Source organism: Kriegella aquimaris (assembly GCF_900103215.1).
Taxonomy (GTDB): Bacteria; Bacteroidota; Bacteroidia; order Flavobacteriales; family Flavobacteriaceae; genus Kriegella; species Kriegella aquimaris.
In genome coordinates this window covers 1-17,372 of record NZ_FNGV01000005.1, presented here as the reverse complement: position 1 = coordinate 17,372, position 17,372 = coordinate 1, and the positions used below count along the sequence as shown (strand labels likewise).

Annotated in this window: 8 protein-coding genes and 1 pseudogene; 5 read left to right on the top strand and 4 right to left on the bottom strand. The window is 40.7% G+C overall.

Annotated elements, in window-relative coordinates; all coding sequences use genetic code 11:
- Positions 1-58: 58 nt before the first annotated feature.
- Together gltX and BLS33_RS11710 are read left to right on the top strand one after the other, a co-directional pair.
- Positions 59-1,567: a glutamate--tRNA ligase gene (gltX, locus tag BLS33_RS11715; protein ID WP_089888953.1), complete on the top strand. Its 1,509-nt coding sequence runs from the start codon at positions 59-61 to the stop codon at positions 1,565-1,567.
- A 208-nt stretch (positions 1,568-1,775) separates the two neighbouring features.
- The gene (locus BLS33_RS11710) at positions 1,776-2,702 is read left to right on the top strand and encodes an SPFH domain-containing protein (RefSeq protein WP_089888950.1); all 927 of its coding nucleotides are present in this window, start codon (positions 1,776-1,778) and stop codon (positions 2,700-2,702) included.
- A 73-nt stretch (positions 2,703-2,775) separates the two neighbouring features.
- Here BLS33_RS11710 and BLS33_RS11705 read toward each other — a convergent pair whose 3' ends face one another.
- From BLS33_RS11705 to BLS33_RS11690, 4 genes are all read right to left on the bottom strand, one after another.
- Positions 2,776-2,991, bottom strand: coding sequence for a DUF6327 family protein (locus tag BLS33_RS11705; RefSeq protein WP_089888947.1), 216 nt, complete (start codon positions 2,989-2,991; stop codon positions 2,776-2,778).
- Positions 2,988-3,338, bottom strand: coding sequence for a phage holin family protein (locus BLS33_RS11700; RefSeq protein ID WP_089888944.1), 351 nt, complete (start codon positions 3,336-3,338; stop codon positions 2,988-2,990). The genes BLS33_RS11705 and BLS33_RS11700 overlap by 4 nt, the downstream gene beginning before the upstream one ends.
- 3 nt (positions 3,339-3,341) lie before the next feature.
- Positions 3,342-3,671 carry a YtxH domain-containing protein gene (locus BLS33_RS11695; protein WP_089888940.1) on the bottom strand — a complete coding sequence of 110 codons (330 nt, stop codon included), beginning with the start codon at positions 3,669-3,671 and terminating at the stop codon, positions 3,342-3,344.
- Positions 3,672-4,004: 333 nt separating this feature from the next.
- Positions 4,005-5,687: a glutamine--tRNA ligase/YqeY domain fusion protein gene (locus BLS33_RS11690; protein WP_089889718.1), complete on the bottom strand. Its 1,683-nt coding sequence runs from the start codon at positions 5,685-5,687 to the stop codon at positions 4,005-4,007.
- Positions 5,688-5,973: 286 nt separating this feature from the next.
- Here BLS33_RS11690 and BLS33_RS11685 point away from each other — a divergent pair, with 286 nt between their 5' ends.
- The 3 genes and pseudogenes from BLS33_RS11685 to BLS33_RS11675 all read left to right on the top strand — a co-directional run.
- Positions 5,974-8,223, top strand: coding sequence for a T9SS type B sorting domain-containing protein (locus BLS33_RS11685; protein ID WP_176801379.1), 2,250 nt, complete (start codon positions 5,974-5,976; stop codon positions 8,221-8,223).
- Between the two features lie 5 nt (positions 8,224-8,228).
- The gene (locus BLS33_RS11680; RefSeq protein ID WP_089888936.1) at positions 8,229-10,280 is read left to right on the top strand and encodes a PorP/SprF family type IX secretion system membrane protein; all 2,052 of its coding nucleotides are present in this window, start codon (positions 8,229-8,231) and stop codon (positions 10,278-10,280) included.
- 467 nt (positions 10,281-10,747) lie between these two features.
- Positions 10,748-17,372, top strand: a pseudogene (locus tag BLS33_RS11675) (T9SS type B sorting domain-containing protein); the annotation flags it as partial.

Below are 17,372 nucleotides of genomic sequence, written 5' to 3'. Positions count from 1 at the left end.
TACGTTTACATGATTCCTAAAATGCGACAAGCATTATCTTTGCCCCTAAACCTCAATTATGTCACAAAAAGTTCGAGTTCGTTTTGCCCCTAGCCCAACTGGCCCATTACATATAGGGGGAGTTCGAACAGCACTCTTCAACTACCTTTTTGCAAAAAAAAACGGGGGCGATTTTATTCTTAGAATAGAGGATACCGATCAAAACCGTTATGTAGATGGCGCCGAGGAATATATTATACAGGCCTTGAATTGGTGTGGAATTCCCTTTGATGAAGGACCGGGCAAAGATGGAGGGTTTGGACCGTATCGCCAGAGCGAAAGACAACACCTGTACAAGAAGTACGCCGACGAACTCTTACAAAAGGGGAAAGCTTACTATGCTTTTGACACCAGTGAAAAATTGGATTTTCACCGCAAGGATCATGAAGCAAAAGGTAAAACCTTTATTTATAATTGGCACAATCGCTTGAAACTGGATAATTCGTTGTCTTTATTGCCCGCCGAGGTAGAAAAGCGCATCGATGCGGGTGAAGATTATGTAATTCGTTTTTTAACCCCTCCCGATGAAAAATTGCATTTAAAAGATATTATCCGTGGTGACATGGAGATTGACACCAATGTCTTGGACGATAAGGTGCTTTTTAAAAGCGATGGCATGCCCACCTATCACCTCGCTAATATTGTAGACGATCACTTAATGCAGATAACACATGTTATTCGGGGGGAAGAATGGTTGCCTTCATTAGCACTTCACAAACAACTCTATGATGCTTTCGAATGGAAAGCGCCCGATTTTGCCCATTTGCCTTTGATAATGAAACCTGTCGGGAAAGGAAAATTGAGCAAAAGAGATGGGGATAAATTAGGCTTTCCGGTGTTTCCCCTCTCCTGGAACGAATCTAAAGGCTATCGTGAAACTGGCTACTTTCCAGAAGCTGTGGTCAATTTTCTAGCCTTACTCGGCTGGAACCCAGGTACTGAACAAGAACTTTTTAGTTTGAACCAATTGGTACAATCATTTAGTATAGAACGTGTAAACAAATCGGGTGCTCGTTTCGATCCTGAAAAAACAAAATGGTATAATCAGCAATATTTACAAGAAAAGAGCAATTCAGAGCTAGCTCACCTATTTCAGTCCGTTCTAACTGAAAAGCAAATTCCCGCTGAAAATTGGGATGACAATTTTGTTGAAAATGTAGTTTCACTGATTAAAGAACGGGCCACATTTGTATCCGATTTCTGGGAGCTTTCCGACTACTTCTTTGAAGCGCCCATATCTTATAATGAAAAAGCTTTAAGAAAACAATGGAAAGAAGATTCCCCTGCGATAATGGAACAATTGACGTCAACTTTGAGTACCATAAAAGATTTTACTTCTGAAAACGTTGAAACTGATGTCAAAACATGGATTGCCGAACAAGAACTTTCCTTTGGAAAAGTAATGCCCCCGCTACGCTTGGTTATCGTCGGCGATATGAAAGGACCCCATCTATTTGATATTATGGCATTAATCGGCAAAGAAGAAAGCATAACCCGCATTAAAAAGGCTATAGCTTTACTGGCTTAGTCAAGTCTTTTGCTTATTACCTTTAATCTCTGGTCCATCAATCATCCCTATTGGTAGACCCCTTTAGCCTTTACCTAATTTGTAGAGTGGATATCTATACCTGTTTCAACTCCTTATTTAGCCTTTGGTTGTAACAAACTTTGCGAAAAAGCTACAGATATGCTAAAGTCTTACTATATTCATTTTTACAATTAAAAACACTATCACCATGGGCAATTTCTTTTTAATACCAATCATTTTTCTTGGGGCTATAATCCTATTCTCTTCCTTCTTCATTGTTAAACAACAGACCGCAGTCATAGTCGAGCGTTTTGGTAGATTCCATAGTATTCGACAATCAGGGCTACAAATGAAAATTCCTTTAATAGACCGTATTTCGGCTCGCTTAGGATTAAAAATTCAGCAACTTGATGTTATCGTGGAAACGAAAACATTGGATGACGTTTTTGTAAAACTCAAAGTATCGGTTCAATATGTGGTTATCAGAGAAAAGGTCTACGAAGCCTTTTATAAGTTGGAATACCCGCATGATCAGATAACCTCATACGTTTTCGATGTCGTACGTGCAGAAGTGCCTAAAATGAAGTTAGACGACGTTTTTGTCAAAAAAGACGATATTGCTATCGCGGTTAAATCGGAACTACAGGATGCCATGTTAGACTACGGCTATGACATTATAAAGACACTAGTAACCGATATTGACCCTGATGCTCAAGTGAAAGAGGCAATGAACCGTATCAACGCTTCGGAACGGGAGAAAATTGCAGCCCAGTTCGAAGGCGATGCCGCACGTATTCTAATTGTGGAAAAAGCGAAGGCAGAAGCCGAAAGCAAACGTTTACAAGGGCAGGGCATTGCCGATCAACGTCGTGAAATTGCCCGTGGATTGGAAGAATCGGTCGAGGTTCTTAATAAAGTAGGAATCAATTCACAAGAAGCTTCAGCACTAATCGTTGTGACACAGCATTACGACACCCTTCAGTCTATTGGCGAAGAGACCAACTCGAACTTGATTCTCTTACCCAACTCTCCTCAAACAGGTAGTGACATGTTGAATAATATGGTTGCCTCATTTACGGCAAGTAATATGATCGGGGAGGAAATGAAGAAACAAAACCCTAAACCAAAAAAGTAATTAATCAGAAAGCCCGATTTCTTAAAAATAGAAATCGGGCTTTTTTTAAAATTTTAGTTAATGAATCTCTTCGCTACTTAAACTTTTTCAACAGTTTACCGGCTACAAACGAAATTAGAAGTTTTTGAACTATCCCCCCGAAACCTCCCATGAGGTTTGTAGGGTACAATTTGTTCTTTGTGGTTCTGAAATTTAGTTTCAACGTCTCTTTATCAACGTTTTGTTGCAGCGCCAAAATTCTTAAGTCATTATCAATTTCCTTGAATGACGTATATTTTTTGTGTCTCATATGTCATCAAAATAAAATTCGGAAAACTTCTTAAGCAAAGGTTTATTCAATTTGTGACGTAAAAAATACAATAGTAAACCTATCAGTAAATAAAATAATCCAACACAAAGAAACCCATAGAACGTATTATTCAAGGCTTGACCTATGCCGAAAGATGCGGCAAAAGAAAGGAAAAGCAACGCCAATAGCGCCACAACACCAACCATAAGGATTTTTGAAAAGGAGGTAATACCCCGCATCAAAAATTTAAACCCTTTCAGTTTATAGTATTCTTGGCTACTCTCTACATATGATCGAATGCTTGCCTCCGCCTCGGTAAGACTCTCTTTTACATCATCAAAAGCCATACACTACTTTTGAAGTTGTGCGTTTTTCTTTCTCAAATCTTCCAACTTCTTTTCTAAGGTAAGAATGATATCATCGGCCTTATAGCTCATATTCGAAATAGTGTCTTCCAACCTTCTTTCGAAATCTTCCTTTTTGGCATCAGCTGTTTTTGTGAGCTCTTCTGTAGCGTGTGATACCCTGCTAGCGATATCATCTTTGGCAGAAATTGCCTTTTCCTTTATTTTCTTTCTAGTTTTTACACCCTTTTCCGGGGCATACAGAATTCCCACTCCAGCCCCAATGGCAGCTCCTGTTAAAAGTGCCAATAAAACATTTCCACTATCATTTGACATAATCTCTTATTTAAAATTAATATTCTTTCTAAGATAATCTTGAAAATCCAAACAATGCGTTAATAATGGGTTAAAAGTAACAAGCTGGAAAATTCAAGATTATTTGTCAAAATTAAAATATGCACTCAAAAGAAATTGACCCAATCACAACAAATATTAACGCTTCCATGAACAAACCCAAGAAACTTGTTATCGAAGCGCCTTATGCGTTAATGGAGTAAAAATGGGCCATTGCAAGCGTATTGCAATATCTTCTTGCATATGTGCTTAAAACACGCTCTTTTGAATAGAAATTAGTGATTGCCCTTATTTTAGAAATAAGAAATATCTATATCAATCGCGTTGTTGAATTTTAGCCCAAACATCTCGTAAGCCGACCGTTCGATTAAACACCAATTTCTCAGAAGTTGTATCTGGATCAACGCAGAAATATCCGAGTCGCTGAAATTGAACTCTATCACCTACTTGGGCACTTTTAAGACTTGGCTCCAAATATCCCGTGATTACCTTCAAGGATTCCGGATTAATAAACTCCATAAAATCCTTGTCCTTGTGTGTGTCAGGGCTTTCGTCCGTGAAAAGTCTATCGTATAATCGAACTTCTGCTTCTACGGCATGTTTTATGGATACCCAATGTAAGGTTCCCTTTACTTTTCTCAAACTTTCTTCAGTGCCACTCCCGCTTTTACTTTTGGGGTCATAAGTACACAGCACCTCCAAAATATTCCCCTCGGTATCTTTTGTGCAGCTTTCCGCTTTTATAATGTAGCCATTCTTTAGCCTCACTTCACCACCCAATTTCAGACGAAAAAACTTTCTGTTAGCTTCTTCCTTAAAATCTTCTTGCTCAATATAAAGCTCCCTGGAAAAAGGCACCTTTCTAAAGCCTGCCGTTTCATCTTCAGGATTATTTTCTGCCTCTAACCATTCTTCCTCCCCTTCATAATTTAAAATCACTAATTTCAAGGGATTCAAAACCCCCATTACCCTTGGAGCAATCTTGTTTAAATGTTCGCGTGCATGAAACTCTAAAAGAGAGACATCTATCAAGTTTTCACGTTTCGCTATTCCAATCGTATTCACGAAATTTTTAATAGACTCCGGTGTAAAGCCCCTTCTGCGCAAACCAGAAATTGTTGGCATTCTAGGATCGTCCCAACCATTAACGGCATTTTGTTCTACCAGCTGCAGAAGCTTTCGCTTGCTTACCACCGTATGGCTCAAATTACGCCTCGCAAATTCACGTTGTTTCGGACGCAATTTTTTTGGATCGGTTACCTGATCTAAAAACCAATCATATAATTCTCGATGCATCGCAAACTCTAAAGTACACAGTGAGTGCGAAACCTGCTCAATATAATCGCTTTCTCCATGTGTCCAGTCATACATCGGATAAATACACCAATCGGTATTTGTTCGGTGATGCGATTTATGCAACACTCGGTACATTATCGGATCGCGCATCAGCATATTACTCGATTTCATATCAATTTTTGCCCGCAGTACATGCGTACCCTCCTCATAATCACCACGTCTCATTCCCTCGAACAAGGTGAGATTCTCTTCAACAGTTCGGTTCCGAAACGGGCTATCGATACCTGCTTCCGTCGGGGTGCCTTTTTGCTTAGCCATTTCCTCAGACGATTGGCTATCAACGTAGGCTTTTCCTTCCTTAATCAATAATACCGCCCAGTCGTAGAGTTGTTGAAAATAATCAGAAGCATACCGTTCAGTATCCCATGTATAGCCCAACCATTCCACGTCCTTTTTTATCGCATCAACATACTCCTGTTCTTCCTTCGCCGGATTAGTGTCATCAAACCTTAAATTGACGGGGGCATTGTAGCGCAAACCCAAGCCAAAATTCAAACATATTGAACTAGCATGCCCTATATGTAGATAGCCATTCGGTTCAGGTGGAAAACGAAATCGCAACTCCGCTTTCGTATATCCATTGCGAAGATCTTCTTCGACTATATGTTCAATAAAATTCAGTGACTCACCAACTTCATTCATGTATTCATCTTTAGAGGACACAAAGGTAAAGAAAATGGCCAAATAGATTCCCATCAAACACCTTAGCATACAAATACTTCTATTTCACAACATATTCATTCAGTACCACAACATTATATTTTTGGTACGGTATATATAATTCATATTTGTTATTGAATACTGTAGAAATGACTGTCTCGTTCGGTTTTAACAGGATACCGCAGCTAGATTAAATCAAATTATACGTTTTATCAAGACCCAAATCTAAACGATAGAACTTGTAGTGACCCCTAAACTACGACTACTTATGAAAGCAAAACTACATTACAACGTACGATTTTTGATGCCCGTATTTTTCCTAATGGCATCGCTTAGTGTTTCTAGTCAAATAATTATTAATGCACCTACACCTGCAGATAATCCAAATTTAGCTGGAAGTGACCCTTGGAACATCATATGCGCGGGCGTAGGTGGATTCAATCAGTATTACGCAAAAGTTAGTTATGCGGGCGCCCCAAACGTTGGAAACGAATTCATTTTAGAATTATCCGATGCCAGTGGTAGTTTCAGTTCAGCCACCGAACTTTCTAGAAGTAGTGACAATGCGGCTGTACAAAATCCAGGTTTTGAATTTGCCATACCCCCCACAACACGCGGAGAGGGCTACAAATTAAGAGTTAGAAGTACTAGCCCTGCGAGTACAAGTGCCGAATCCGCAGCCTATAGCATGTACTATATGGATGTGACCAGCAACATTAATATCAGTGATAATGGTAGCGGCACCCCACCAGGAACAATATGCAGTACCGATCCAATAACGCTACAAGTAGACAACATCAGCAATCCAGAAACCTATCAGTATATTTGGTATAAGAGCGGTTCTCCCATTACTGGTGAAACCAGTCATACGTTGAACGTTTCAACATCCGGAATTTATCAGGCCTTTATCTATTACGGGCCTAATTGTACAGGTTCAGGTAATACAGATTCGAACTTTGTTAATGTAACAATTGGTTCAGCTGGTATGGGTGTCGGTATAAATACGCCATCTAAAACTTCTTTGTGTGCCGGGGATACCGAAACACTAAGCATTGATAGTACCGACCCCAGTTGGAGCTACCAATGGTATAAGGATACTCAAAAAATCATAGGGGCAACTGGTACAAGCTATACTGTCGACTCCAATAACGCAGCTTTCGAAGGAGACTATCAAGTCGAAATATCGGCTACAGGCATTTGTAATGAAAGATCTACGGCAGTAACAATTACCAATGCCGACAACTTCACAATAACACAAGCTGGTCTTGCGAACATTGTGGTCTTACCATCACAACCCGAAACTCTAAGTGTTACTACCACCGCAACAACTCCAAATTTTCAATGGTTTAGAAACGGCAGCCCCATAGGCACGAATCAAAGCACTTTGACGATTACAGAAGACGGTACCTACTATGTGGAAGTAACACAAAATGGAGGAACTTGTCCAGGAACAAAGAAAAACTCGGACACCTTTACGGCCGTCACTCCCAGCTCATTCGAAATTAGTATCGACTATGCCTCAGCATATTCGTCCTGCGCCAATGATAATGTATTGGTAGAGGTAACAAATATAGCGGCGGTGGCTGATGATGGAGTTAAAACGGACGTAACTGCTGCACTAGCAAGTTCATTCACGTATCAATGGTCAAAAGACAGTTCGAACGTTGACGGAGCTACCTCTAAATCGATTAGCCTTACCGAAACTTCTGAAAATGGAGCATACCAATTAACTGCCGTTATAGATGCACATAACATTTCGTCAAATACACTACCTGTAACATTGAAATCAAATGAGACGCTTACTATTAGTGCTACCCACTTAGTGTATTGCAGTGCTTCAGATGCCATTACAATTAGTACTTCAACAAATCTAGTCGGAGAAAGTTTCGAATGGGTGAAAAACGGAGTTGCCATGAGCAACTCAACAGATTTGGAGTTAACAGTGACAGAGCCTGCGGCCTACCGGTTAATCATCGACAGAAATGGGTGTCCGTTAACCTCTAATGAAATTACCATTTCCTCATTGAACGAAGACTTAATAACTATTGACTCGGGTAACGATGTCGTTTTCCCTGAGGGTTCATCCAAAACAATAACTGCTTCGGGTGGAACAGGGTATACTTGGTACAATAATGATAATACCGAGATTGGAAATTCATCTTCTGTAACCCTTACAACAGAAGGCACTTACACCTTGGTTGCACAAATTGAAAACTGTGAAATCGTTAAACAATTCACTGCTTCGTATCTGGATGTATTCAATGTTCCTAATGTAATCACTCCAAACGGTGATGGATCTAACGATCAATGGACAATTCCCAATTCATATTCAAACAAATCGGATGTAAACGTGATTATCTACAATTCGAAAGGAATGGAAGTCTTGAACGTATTGGGCTATCAAAATAATTGGCCTGAATCATCTGCTTCATTTGCCAAACAAAACATGGTCTACTATTACATCATAAAGAAAGCCTCTGAAACCTTAAAACAAGGTACGATAACCGTTATCAGATAACAGCAATGAAATTAACCAAGATCATATCGTTATTCGTTTTGGCCCTACTTGCACTTACCAAAGTAAGTGCCCAGGAAGATGATCCTATTCTTCCCTATAAAGTAGCACCTCAAAACCTATTGAAATTTAACCGGTTTTTGATAAACCCTACCTTTTCGACCGTTCGAGAAGATAAGTCATACATCAATCTTTTACACAGAAACCAATCAGTACAATTTCAAGATAACGACCAAACCTATTTTTTGAGTTACAGCGGTCGAATAGGTGACAGAAGTGGTCTTGGATTAAGTCTCTATACTCAAAAGATAGGGCCAGTTTCCAATATAGGTGTGTTGGCCAACTACGCTTACGGTATAAAACTAAGCGACAAGAGTAACTTTACTTTTGGTGGAAATTTAGCCTATTACAGTACGGGTCTTGACATCAATAGTATCGATGTCGTAGACACGAATGACTTTAGACTTAACGGTACCGAAGACAGCAATGTACTATCCTTTCAACCCGGTTTCAATATTTCATTCGGAAAATTCGACTTTGGTGCATTTGCAGAAAATTTACTTGACTATAATATTAAAACCAGTAAATCGCTGACTGAATTTAAGGATAAAGCATACTCTGGTCATTTACAATATACCCATCAGTTTGAAAATACAGATGGAATAATGGAAAGTGGGCGCTTAATGCCCTTGGCCAGAGCTAGAATGGACGGTCAAAACGACCTGACCTTGGGTGGAAGTTTAATTCTTGACTTGCCCAAACTCGGATGGTTACAAGGGGGATATGATAGCTTCTATGGTGCATCTGTAGGGGCCGGCTTTAATATCAACCGCAGACTTTCGTTGGGCTACACAATGGAAAAGGGGTTATCCACCGATTTCGACAATTTAGGTGTAACCCATGAAATTTCATTTGCCTATTCTTTCACACCAATGTTAACCGAGGATCGTGTCATGCTTGAAGATGATTTGCTGGTGGAAAACGATGAGGAAGCTGCTACGAACAAAGATGAACAAATTGAAGAATTAAAAAAGAAGTTGGCAGAGAACGACGCCATAATTGCCGAATTAATGTTCCGTCAAGACTCCTTAGAATCCAATCGAAAAACAGACTTAGAGCGCCGTTTTGAAATGGTAATGAAAATGGTTCGTAATGAAACAAAAAGTAATCGGCCCGACTTGGAGCAAAAAGCCGAACAACTATTTCTAAATGGCCAAGACAAACCTTCGTCAAAGACAAATAATGCTAGTAACGACGGGGTGGTTCTCGGCAATTCAACGCAAAGAAACCAACCACAAGACGTAGTTGTAACAACAAATAAGAAGCGAGAAAAGCTCGCAATCAAACATCCAGAAATTTCCTCTAGTTCCCAATCTTCCAAAAATGCAGTGAAAAGCAGAAAATTCAAGAATCTGGAAGGTGTCGAAGATGGGTATTATGTTGTTGCCAATGTCTACAAAGGAGGTCGTTATATGGACAAATTCATGAACAACCTTGAACAAAAAGGTATTCAGGCCAATTATATTGACAACCCGAACAATGGACTTAAATACGTCTATTTACAACGATTTGATACTTGGCAAGAAGCCGTTGACGCCCATAAAAGCAAACTAAACGGCAAATATGATGAAGCTATGTGGATCATGAACGTCGATAACCGATACAGCAACGAGGCCTATGTTCAAAATGTAGACAAGCTTAGAGAGAAATCAATTCAATATGGTACCGACGTATTACGGCAAAATGTGATTGTTAGAGATAATCTTGCCTCTGCCGAAGCCGCTTCAAAAACGGTTGTAACCAATGGCATCGGATCAGGCTATTATATCATAGCCAACGTTTTTGCGAACCCGAGCAATGCTAAGAAGTTTATTAAGCTTTTGAACTCATACGGACTCAGTGCAAGTTATTTTATAAATCCTGAAAATAACTATCGGTATGTTTATTTGAAAAAACATGACTCTTGGAATAATGCCCTAATTTCCTATTACTCCAAACTAAATGACGCGTATAATGACAAAATGTGGATTATGCGAGTTACACCGGATAATATAACATAAGCTTTTCCGTCTACCTCAGAAATACAACGAACGTGCATAGCTATTTTCGAGATATTTTACTATCTAATGCCAACGGAAATTTCAAAGGTTTTCTACGGCTCTAAATTAACTTACCAGTTTCTTGGCCAAATACGGCTATCTCTTCCTCAGTAAAAAATGGACTACTAGAAACTCATTGCATAGTTGTCTAAAGCTACGTCAAAAAGTGTTCGACATTGGTGAAAATTCTCAATTTATCCGTGCAAATGCAAATTCTAACGATTAACGGAAACATCCGTAAAACACAGGGTTCTAGAGATTCTCAGACCATAGAATTCTACGTTTTCACAACACTATAGCATACTGCTACAACATTAAATTCTACACCTCGGAAGTAAGGTTAATATTTGTTGTTGGATAATACCATTGTAGACACTTTACATTCTTAAAAAGACACTATTGGGGCAATTCCAAACAAAAAGTACCATATGGCCAACATCTTTACATTTCCGGGTTACGCAAAAAACAAGGGCTCTTTGAGAATAGTTGTTTCAAAGGGCATCTTCATTATCTTTTTGTTCTTTTTAGGTAGTTATTCCGCTTTTTCTCAAGTAAAAAATGACTTTGATGTTCGCTATGAAGCCGATATCAGGGGAGAGTTGACTTTCATTGCGAATAGTATCGTGGGGCCACAGATCGATGCGTATTGTACTGGGAGAAGAAGAAATCGTGTTTGTTACCCCGAGCAAACGCCCAATGACCCCTATAATCTTACTGGCAGAAACTCAGGATACAATGACGACCTCAATATGCAGTATATTGATGTTGATGGTGATACTTCAACCTTTAGTTCTAGTAGTGCCGCACTTGATATTCCAGACATTGATTGTGCTTTAGTACGTTATGCAGGTCTATATTGGTCGGCAGTATATGTGAATTCCGATCGGAGTAATATCGATGAAATAAAATTCAAGGTGCCAGGTGGTGTTTATCAAGATATTACTGCTGACGAAATTCTTTTTGACGGGAATGGGGATGCAGATTTTGGCTATTATAGTCCGTATGCCATGTACGCCGATGTCACCTCAATCGTGTCAGGAATGGCCAACCCTAATGGCGATTACTTTGTTGCCAATGTAAGGGCCAGTAGTGGGAGTAGTATTTCCGGTGGTATCTCCGGGGGCTGGTCAATGGTTGTAGTTTATGAAAACCCGAATTTATCTGGAAGCAAATACATAACAACATTCGATGGCTATGCCGGAATAAAATCTGGAGAGGAAGTCAATATTCCTGTGAATGGATTTACCACACTTCCAGCCCCTTTTCCCGTTATCGCGAATATGGGTGTTGCTGCCCTTGAAGGAGATAATCGAATCGATGGTGATGGATTGGAAATAGATGCAAACGGTGTGGATACTCCAATACTATCCAACACAGAAAACCCAGCAAACAATTTCTTTAATTCTAGTATCACCATCAAAGATGCACCATTCACTGCTAGAAATCCTAATAGTATAAATACCTCCGGTTGGGATGTTGACCTAATTGAAATTCCAAACACCAATAACAGAACAATTCCCAATGACGCAACAAGTGCGAATTTAAGGGCGTTTTCATCTGGTGATAAATATGATATATTCTTTGCGTCCTTTGATGTCGAGATTATAGCTCCAAATATAATTCTTGAAAAACGTGTAAATACACCTGGCGGTGATGATATTACAGGAGAAGGCGTACACTTAGGTCAAGTATTGGACTATGTGCTAACCTTTGACAATATAGGAAATGATGATGCAAAGGATTACACCATTCGCGATGTACTCCCTGTTAATGTTTCCCCACCTGACGGCCGTAGTTTTTTTAACGCCTCAGATTTCGATTTCCCCGATACTACTCCATTAACTCCTATTGAATACGTTTATAATCCGGCTACCAGAGAGGTAGTTTTTACTATTCCTGATCATTTGGTACAAGATGAAGACCCGGCCTATTCGATTAGAATGAGGGTACAGGTAGCAGAAAATTGTTACGATTTTATCAATGCTTGCTCTGATCTTATTGAGAATTTGGCTTTTAGCACCTATCGAGGTGACAAGAATAGTGCCATGATCACTGACGACCCGAGTGTCACTGACTTCAACGCTTGTGGCTTTACCGTTCCGGGAGCCACTAACTTTTTGTTGGATGATTTGAGTGATTGTAATTTTTATAGAACCGTCGAATTATGTGGAACCAGCGCCTTGCTGAATGCCGGTGACGGTTTTGATTCATATGTCTGGTATCGCGATACTAATGGCAATAACGAAATTGACGCTGTAGATACCGTTATAAATGATGGCGACCCCGATAACGACCCGAGTACCATTACAGTAAGCACAATTGGCACCTACATTGTCGATAAAATTGTTGCTGATCCCTGTAAGGGCTTCAAAGAAATTATTGAAGTTCAGCCCTTCGGATCTGGGAGTATTCCACATCCAATCATTGAGTTTCTCAATGAGGTTAATAACGATAGTGATCCTTCTAATGATGTCGCTGGGGAAATAGTCTCGTGTAGTATAGATAGCGATTTATTGCCTAAAATTTTTCTTTGTGGAATTAATGATTCCCATTTACTACAGGTAAACATCTTAGACGCCCAAAATGTGATTTGGGAAAAGCTGGACGAAGGTAGTTGTACTGCTTCAGGAGATGATTGTGCCAACAAGGCCCTTACCTGTACTTGGAATCAAGTGGGTACAGGAAGCAATTACTTACTCAATTCCGAAGGTCAGTTTCGGCTTTCGGTAACCTACCAAAATGGTTGTACAAGCCGGTTCTATTTCAATGGTTTTCAAAATACTCTTGATATACAGTATAATGAAAGGGATATCATATGTAATACGCCAGGCAATGTTACCATTACCAATATAGGAAACGGGTATGGCTTTCAATTAATTGATGATCTTACGAATAATGTTCTTATACCATTTAGCGCGAACAACGGCCCAAGTTTTGACTTTGCCTCTGGCGAAAATGGATCGTATCGAGTAGAGGTAACGCAGTTGGATACCAATGGAGATCCTATTGTCAATGCTTGTATATTTTCCACTCCTGTGATAGGCATCCTAGACCGTGATGTAACCTATGCCGTAAATGTAACCTCGGCAAGTTGTATTGCACTCGGCACCATTAATATTCAAATCAATAACGCCGACCCCGTTTACGAGTATGAAATACGGTTAGATGATGGAAGTAATGGCGGTTTGGGAACATTAATAGACAGTGAAACAGCCCAACCTGATAACAACTTTACATTTACTGATTTAAGCCCTGGCGATTATATTGCTGTCGTTCGCTCGGAAGATGGTTGTTCATATACTGAAAATGTAACAATTTTAAATGAAAATGACTTGTGGCTAAGCGCCCGAGTATCACAACATATCACTTGTAGGGAGGGTAATATTCTAATGGATTCAGGCGGGGGAAAAACACCTCACAACTATGCTATTTGGTCTTATGTAGATGAAGGTGGCACTACGGTCACCTCGTATCCTACGCCCCAAGATATCCCCGCAGCGAATTTTCAAACCAGTCAGATTTTTGATATATATGACCCGGGTGATTATACATTCGTGGTAGTCGATAGGAACAACTGTTTTTCGTATTCCAATACGGTAAGTATTGAATTCAGGCCTGCTGCGGAGTTTAACGCGACATCAGTGGTTGATGTGTCGTGTTTTGGTGATATCAGCGGAAGTATTCAGTTTGATTTGGTTGACGATAATGGTTATCAATTGACCTATTTCCTTTACGACTCCAATGATGTCGAAGTTGCGACCAACGGATCTGGAAATTTTCAAGGATTGCCAGCCGATGATTACACCGTAATAATAAATCAAAGTAAAGGAAGTGCAAGTTGCGATTATGAAGAATCGTACACCATCTCCTCACCCACAAACCCCATAAACGGATCAGCCTCTTTGATACAGGACTATACCTGTCTTCAAGATGCGATAATAGAGGCACAAAATATAACTGGTGGTACGGCCCCGTTCGAATTTAGTATTGACGGCATCAATTTTGTACCCGACACCACGCCCAATGCGCATCGGTTTGCAAACTTGAGCGATGGTACCTATTCCATTACCATAAGAGACGATGCGGGATGTACTTTCGTGACCAATCCTATCACAGTTGATCCGCTGAACGAGCCTTCCGATTTAGTGTTTTCGGCTACATCTCCCAATTGTCCGGCTTTGACTTCAGATGTAACTGTTACCGTGACTGATGGTAACCCGAATTTTACTTATGAGATAATAGCCCCTGCCGCCGACGCAGTGAATAATGGGAACAGTAACGTATTTACTGCACTCGAGCCAGGCACTTATACTTTTCAAATTACCGATACCAAGGGATGTACGGTCCAAGAAGATTTCACGGTTACACCCGTAAATCGTATAAATGCATTGGGCCAGCTAGATGGTAATGTAACCTGCTTTGGGCTATCTGATGGTGTTATTTCCTTTAATATTACAGATTTTAGCACTTCCTATGATTATACCGTGTCAGGCCCAAGTAATTTCTCAGGAACGGCACAGACGGCTAATATTTTACCATTATCAGGCCTTTCCGCCGGTACGTACACAATTACCGTTACCGACAATGATACCAACTGTTCAGATACCGATAGCGTAGAGGTACAGGGCCCTGTAGCAGCCCTTACTCTTTCGGTAAATGTAACACAGCCCAGTTGTATTACAGATGGAAGTGTGACATTAACGGCTTCAGATGGCTGGGGAGGTTATACCTATGAATTGACCAATCCTGATACTACTCCCTTCGGCACTAATGCTAATGGTTCTTTCTCTGGTCTTACACAAACAGGAACCTATAATGCATCTGTTACGGATGCCAATGGTTGTGTAGTTACCACCTCATTTAGTGTAGACTCGGCTGTTGCGCCAATACTGGCCATAACACCGAATGGGGTTTGTTATGATGACGCCAACGGGTTGACGCTTACGGCTAATGTAACTTCCGGGGGTGATGGTAATTTTGAATATAATTTAAACGGGGGAGCATTTGCATCCTCTAATGTCTTCTCTGGCCTGAATGCTGGAACCTACACCATAAATGTAAGGGACGGAAAGAACTGTACTGATAGCGAAACAATCACAATTAATCCCGAGCTGAGCGTAACGGCCTCGGCCAGCCCCATTTCAGCATGTGGTTCAACCACTGAAGTTAATGTTACCGCCGCAGGAGGGGATGGAAATTTTGTTTACGCGGTTGTAAACAATGGCATTGTACCCTCTGCCGGCTCTTTTACGTCTTCAAATGCGATAACAGTAAATAATGTAGGCGATTATGATGTCTATGTGCGGGACAACAACGGGAACATTGGTTTTTGCGAGACAAATTATGATATTACTATTGTAAAAGAAGATCCACTGTCAATTGTAATTACCAACACCCCTGTGCTTTGTAGTAGTGATGCATCTGCTTCACTTACCATTACGCCCAGCGGTGGAGGTTATCCATATCAATATAGTATAGATAATGGAGCCACATACCAAACATCTAACACTTTTTTAAACCTAGCAGCCGGCAGCTATAATATTCAAGTTAGAGATTCTAATAACTGTACAGTTTCTGAAATCTACGCTATTTCAGAGCCCTTTAACTTATCGGCCTCTGCTTTGGTGGCAGAATTGATTGAATGTAACCCCTCAGGGGCAGAAGTTAGGATTGTCAACGCCCGTGGAGGCACGACTCCATATTCCTATAGTTTTGATGGTGGAGCAACTTATAATCCAAGTAATATCTCTTATCTATTGCCCGGAACTCATGACCTCTTCATACGGGATGCCAATAACTGCTACCATCAAATGGAAGTGACCGTATCGCCACCTTTCACACCGCCAGGGGTTACAACAACAATAGACTATGCGTGCGATGGTGAAGGAACGATTACCGTAACTCCCGATGATCCAAGTTATAATTATACTTATGAAATAGATGCTGTTCCCAATACACCCGCAACATCAAATGTATTTGACAATATTTCCCCTGGAAACCATGTAGTAACTGTTAACTATGTGATTACCGTTGCAACACCTCCCAGCACCTTGCTTTTTGAGGATTTTGGATTTGGAACGAATACTGGTATTACACAAATTGATCCTGCATATTGTTACGAACCTCAAGATGGTTCAGCAAGTCTTTGCGGTTTTGGAACAAATACAGAACTCCAGGATGGAGAGTACACAGTTACACAAGGTCTAATCAACACGTATCCTGCTTGGTTGAGCCCAAATGATCATACTGGAAATACCAATGGAAGATTTTTGGCAATAAATGTTGGTGGCGTCGCCGGTGTTGGGGGAATAATATATGCGAAAAGAGATGTTGAAGTATTGCCTGACCAAGATATTACAATTTCTTTATCTGCATTTAATTTACTTCGAAATGGGACGTCTGGCGGAGATCCTTCTATTGAGATACAACTTGTTGATGGTAGTGGTAACGTAATTGCTAGCACAACAACCGGAAATGTGCCTAAGAACTTTGGTGCCAATGATTGGCATGATTATTCGGTATTATTGAATCCAGGACCGAACACCTCTTTGGATATTGTTATACGTACCAATTCAGCCGTTGAAGATGGAAATGATATTGCTATCGATGATATTCTCGCTACCCAACCTCCAGCCAAATGTCCATCATTCGTTAATGTAGATGTTTTAGTGGAGGACGGCAACGCCATCGAGGCATCGGTAATTTCGTACGAGGACCTTGACTGTAACGGAGACGGTTCCGGTTCGATAACCTTCGAGGTCGAGAACTTCGGCCCCGGAGGGTTCGAGTACAGCCTCGACGACTTCGCCACAACACTGGGCGGCGGGACAACATCGCCACAGACGATCTCGGGACTCCCCGCCGGCAACTATACCGTTACCGTAAGGGACCTCGACGACCCGACCGCGGGATGTACCGTTACCCTTCTCGAACAGACAATAGCAGAACCACCGGTAATGGTCGCATCGGCCAACATATCCGAGCCCTTTACCTGTAACAATACAGGTGCCACTATCACGGCAGGCGCAACGGGCGGAACACCGAACTACTCCT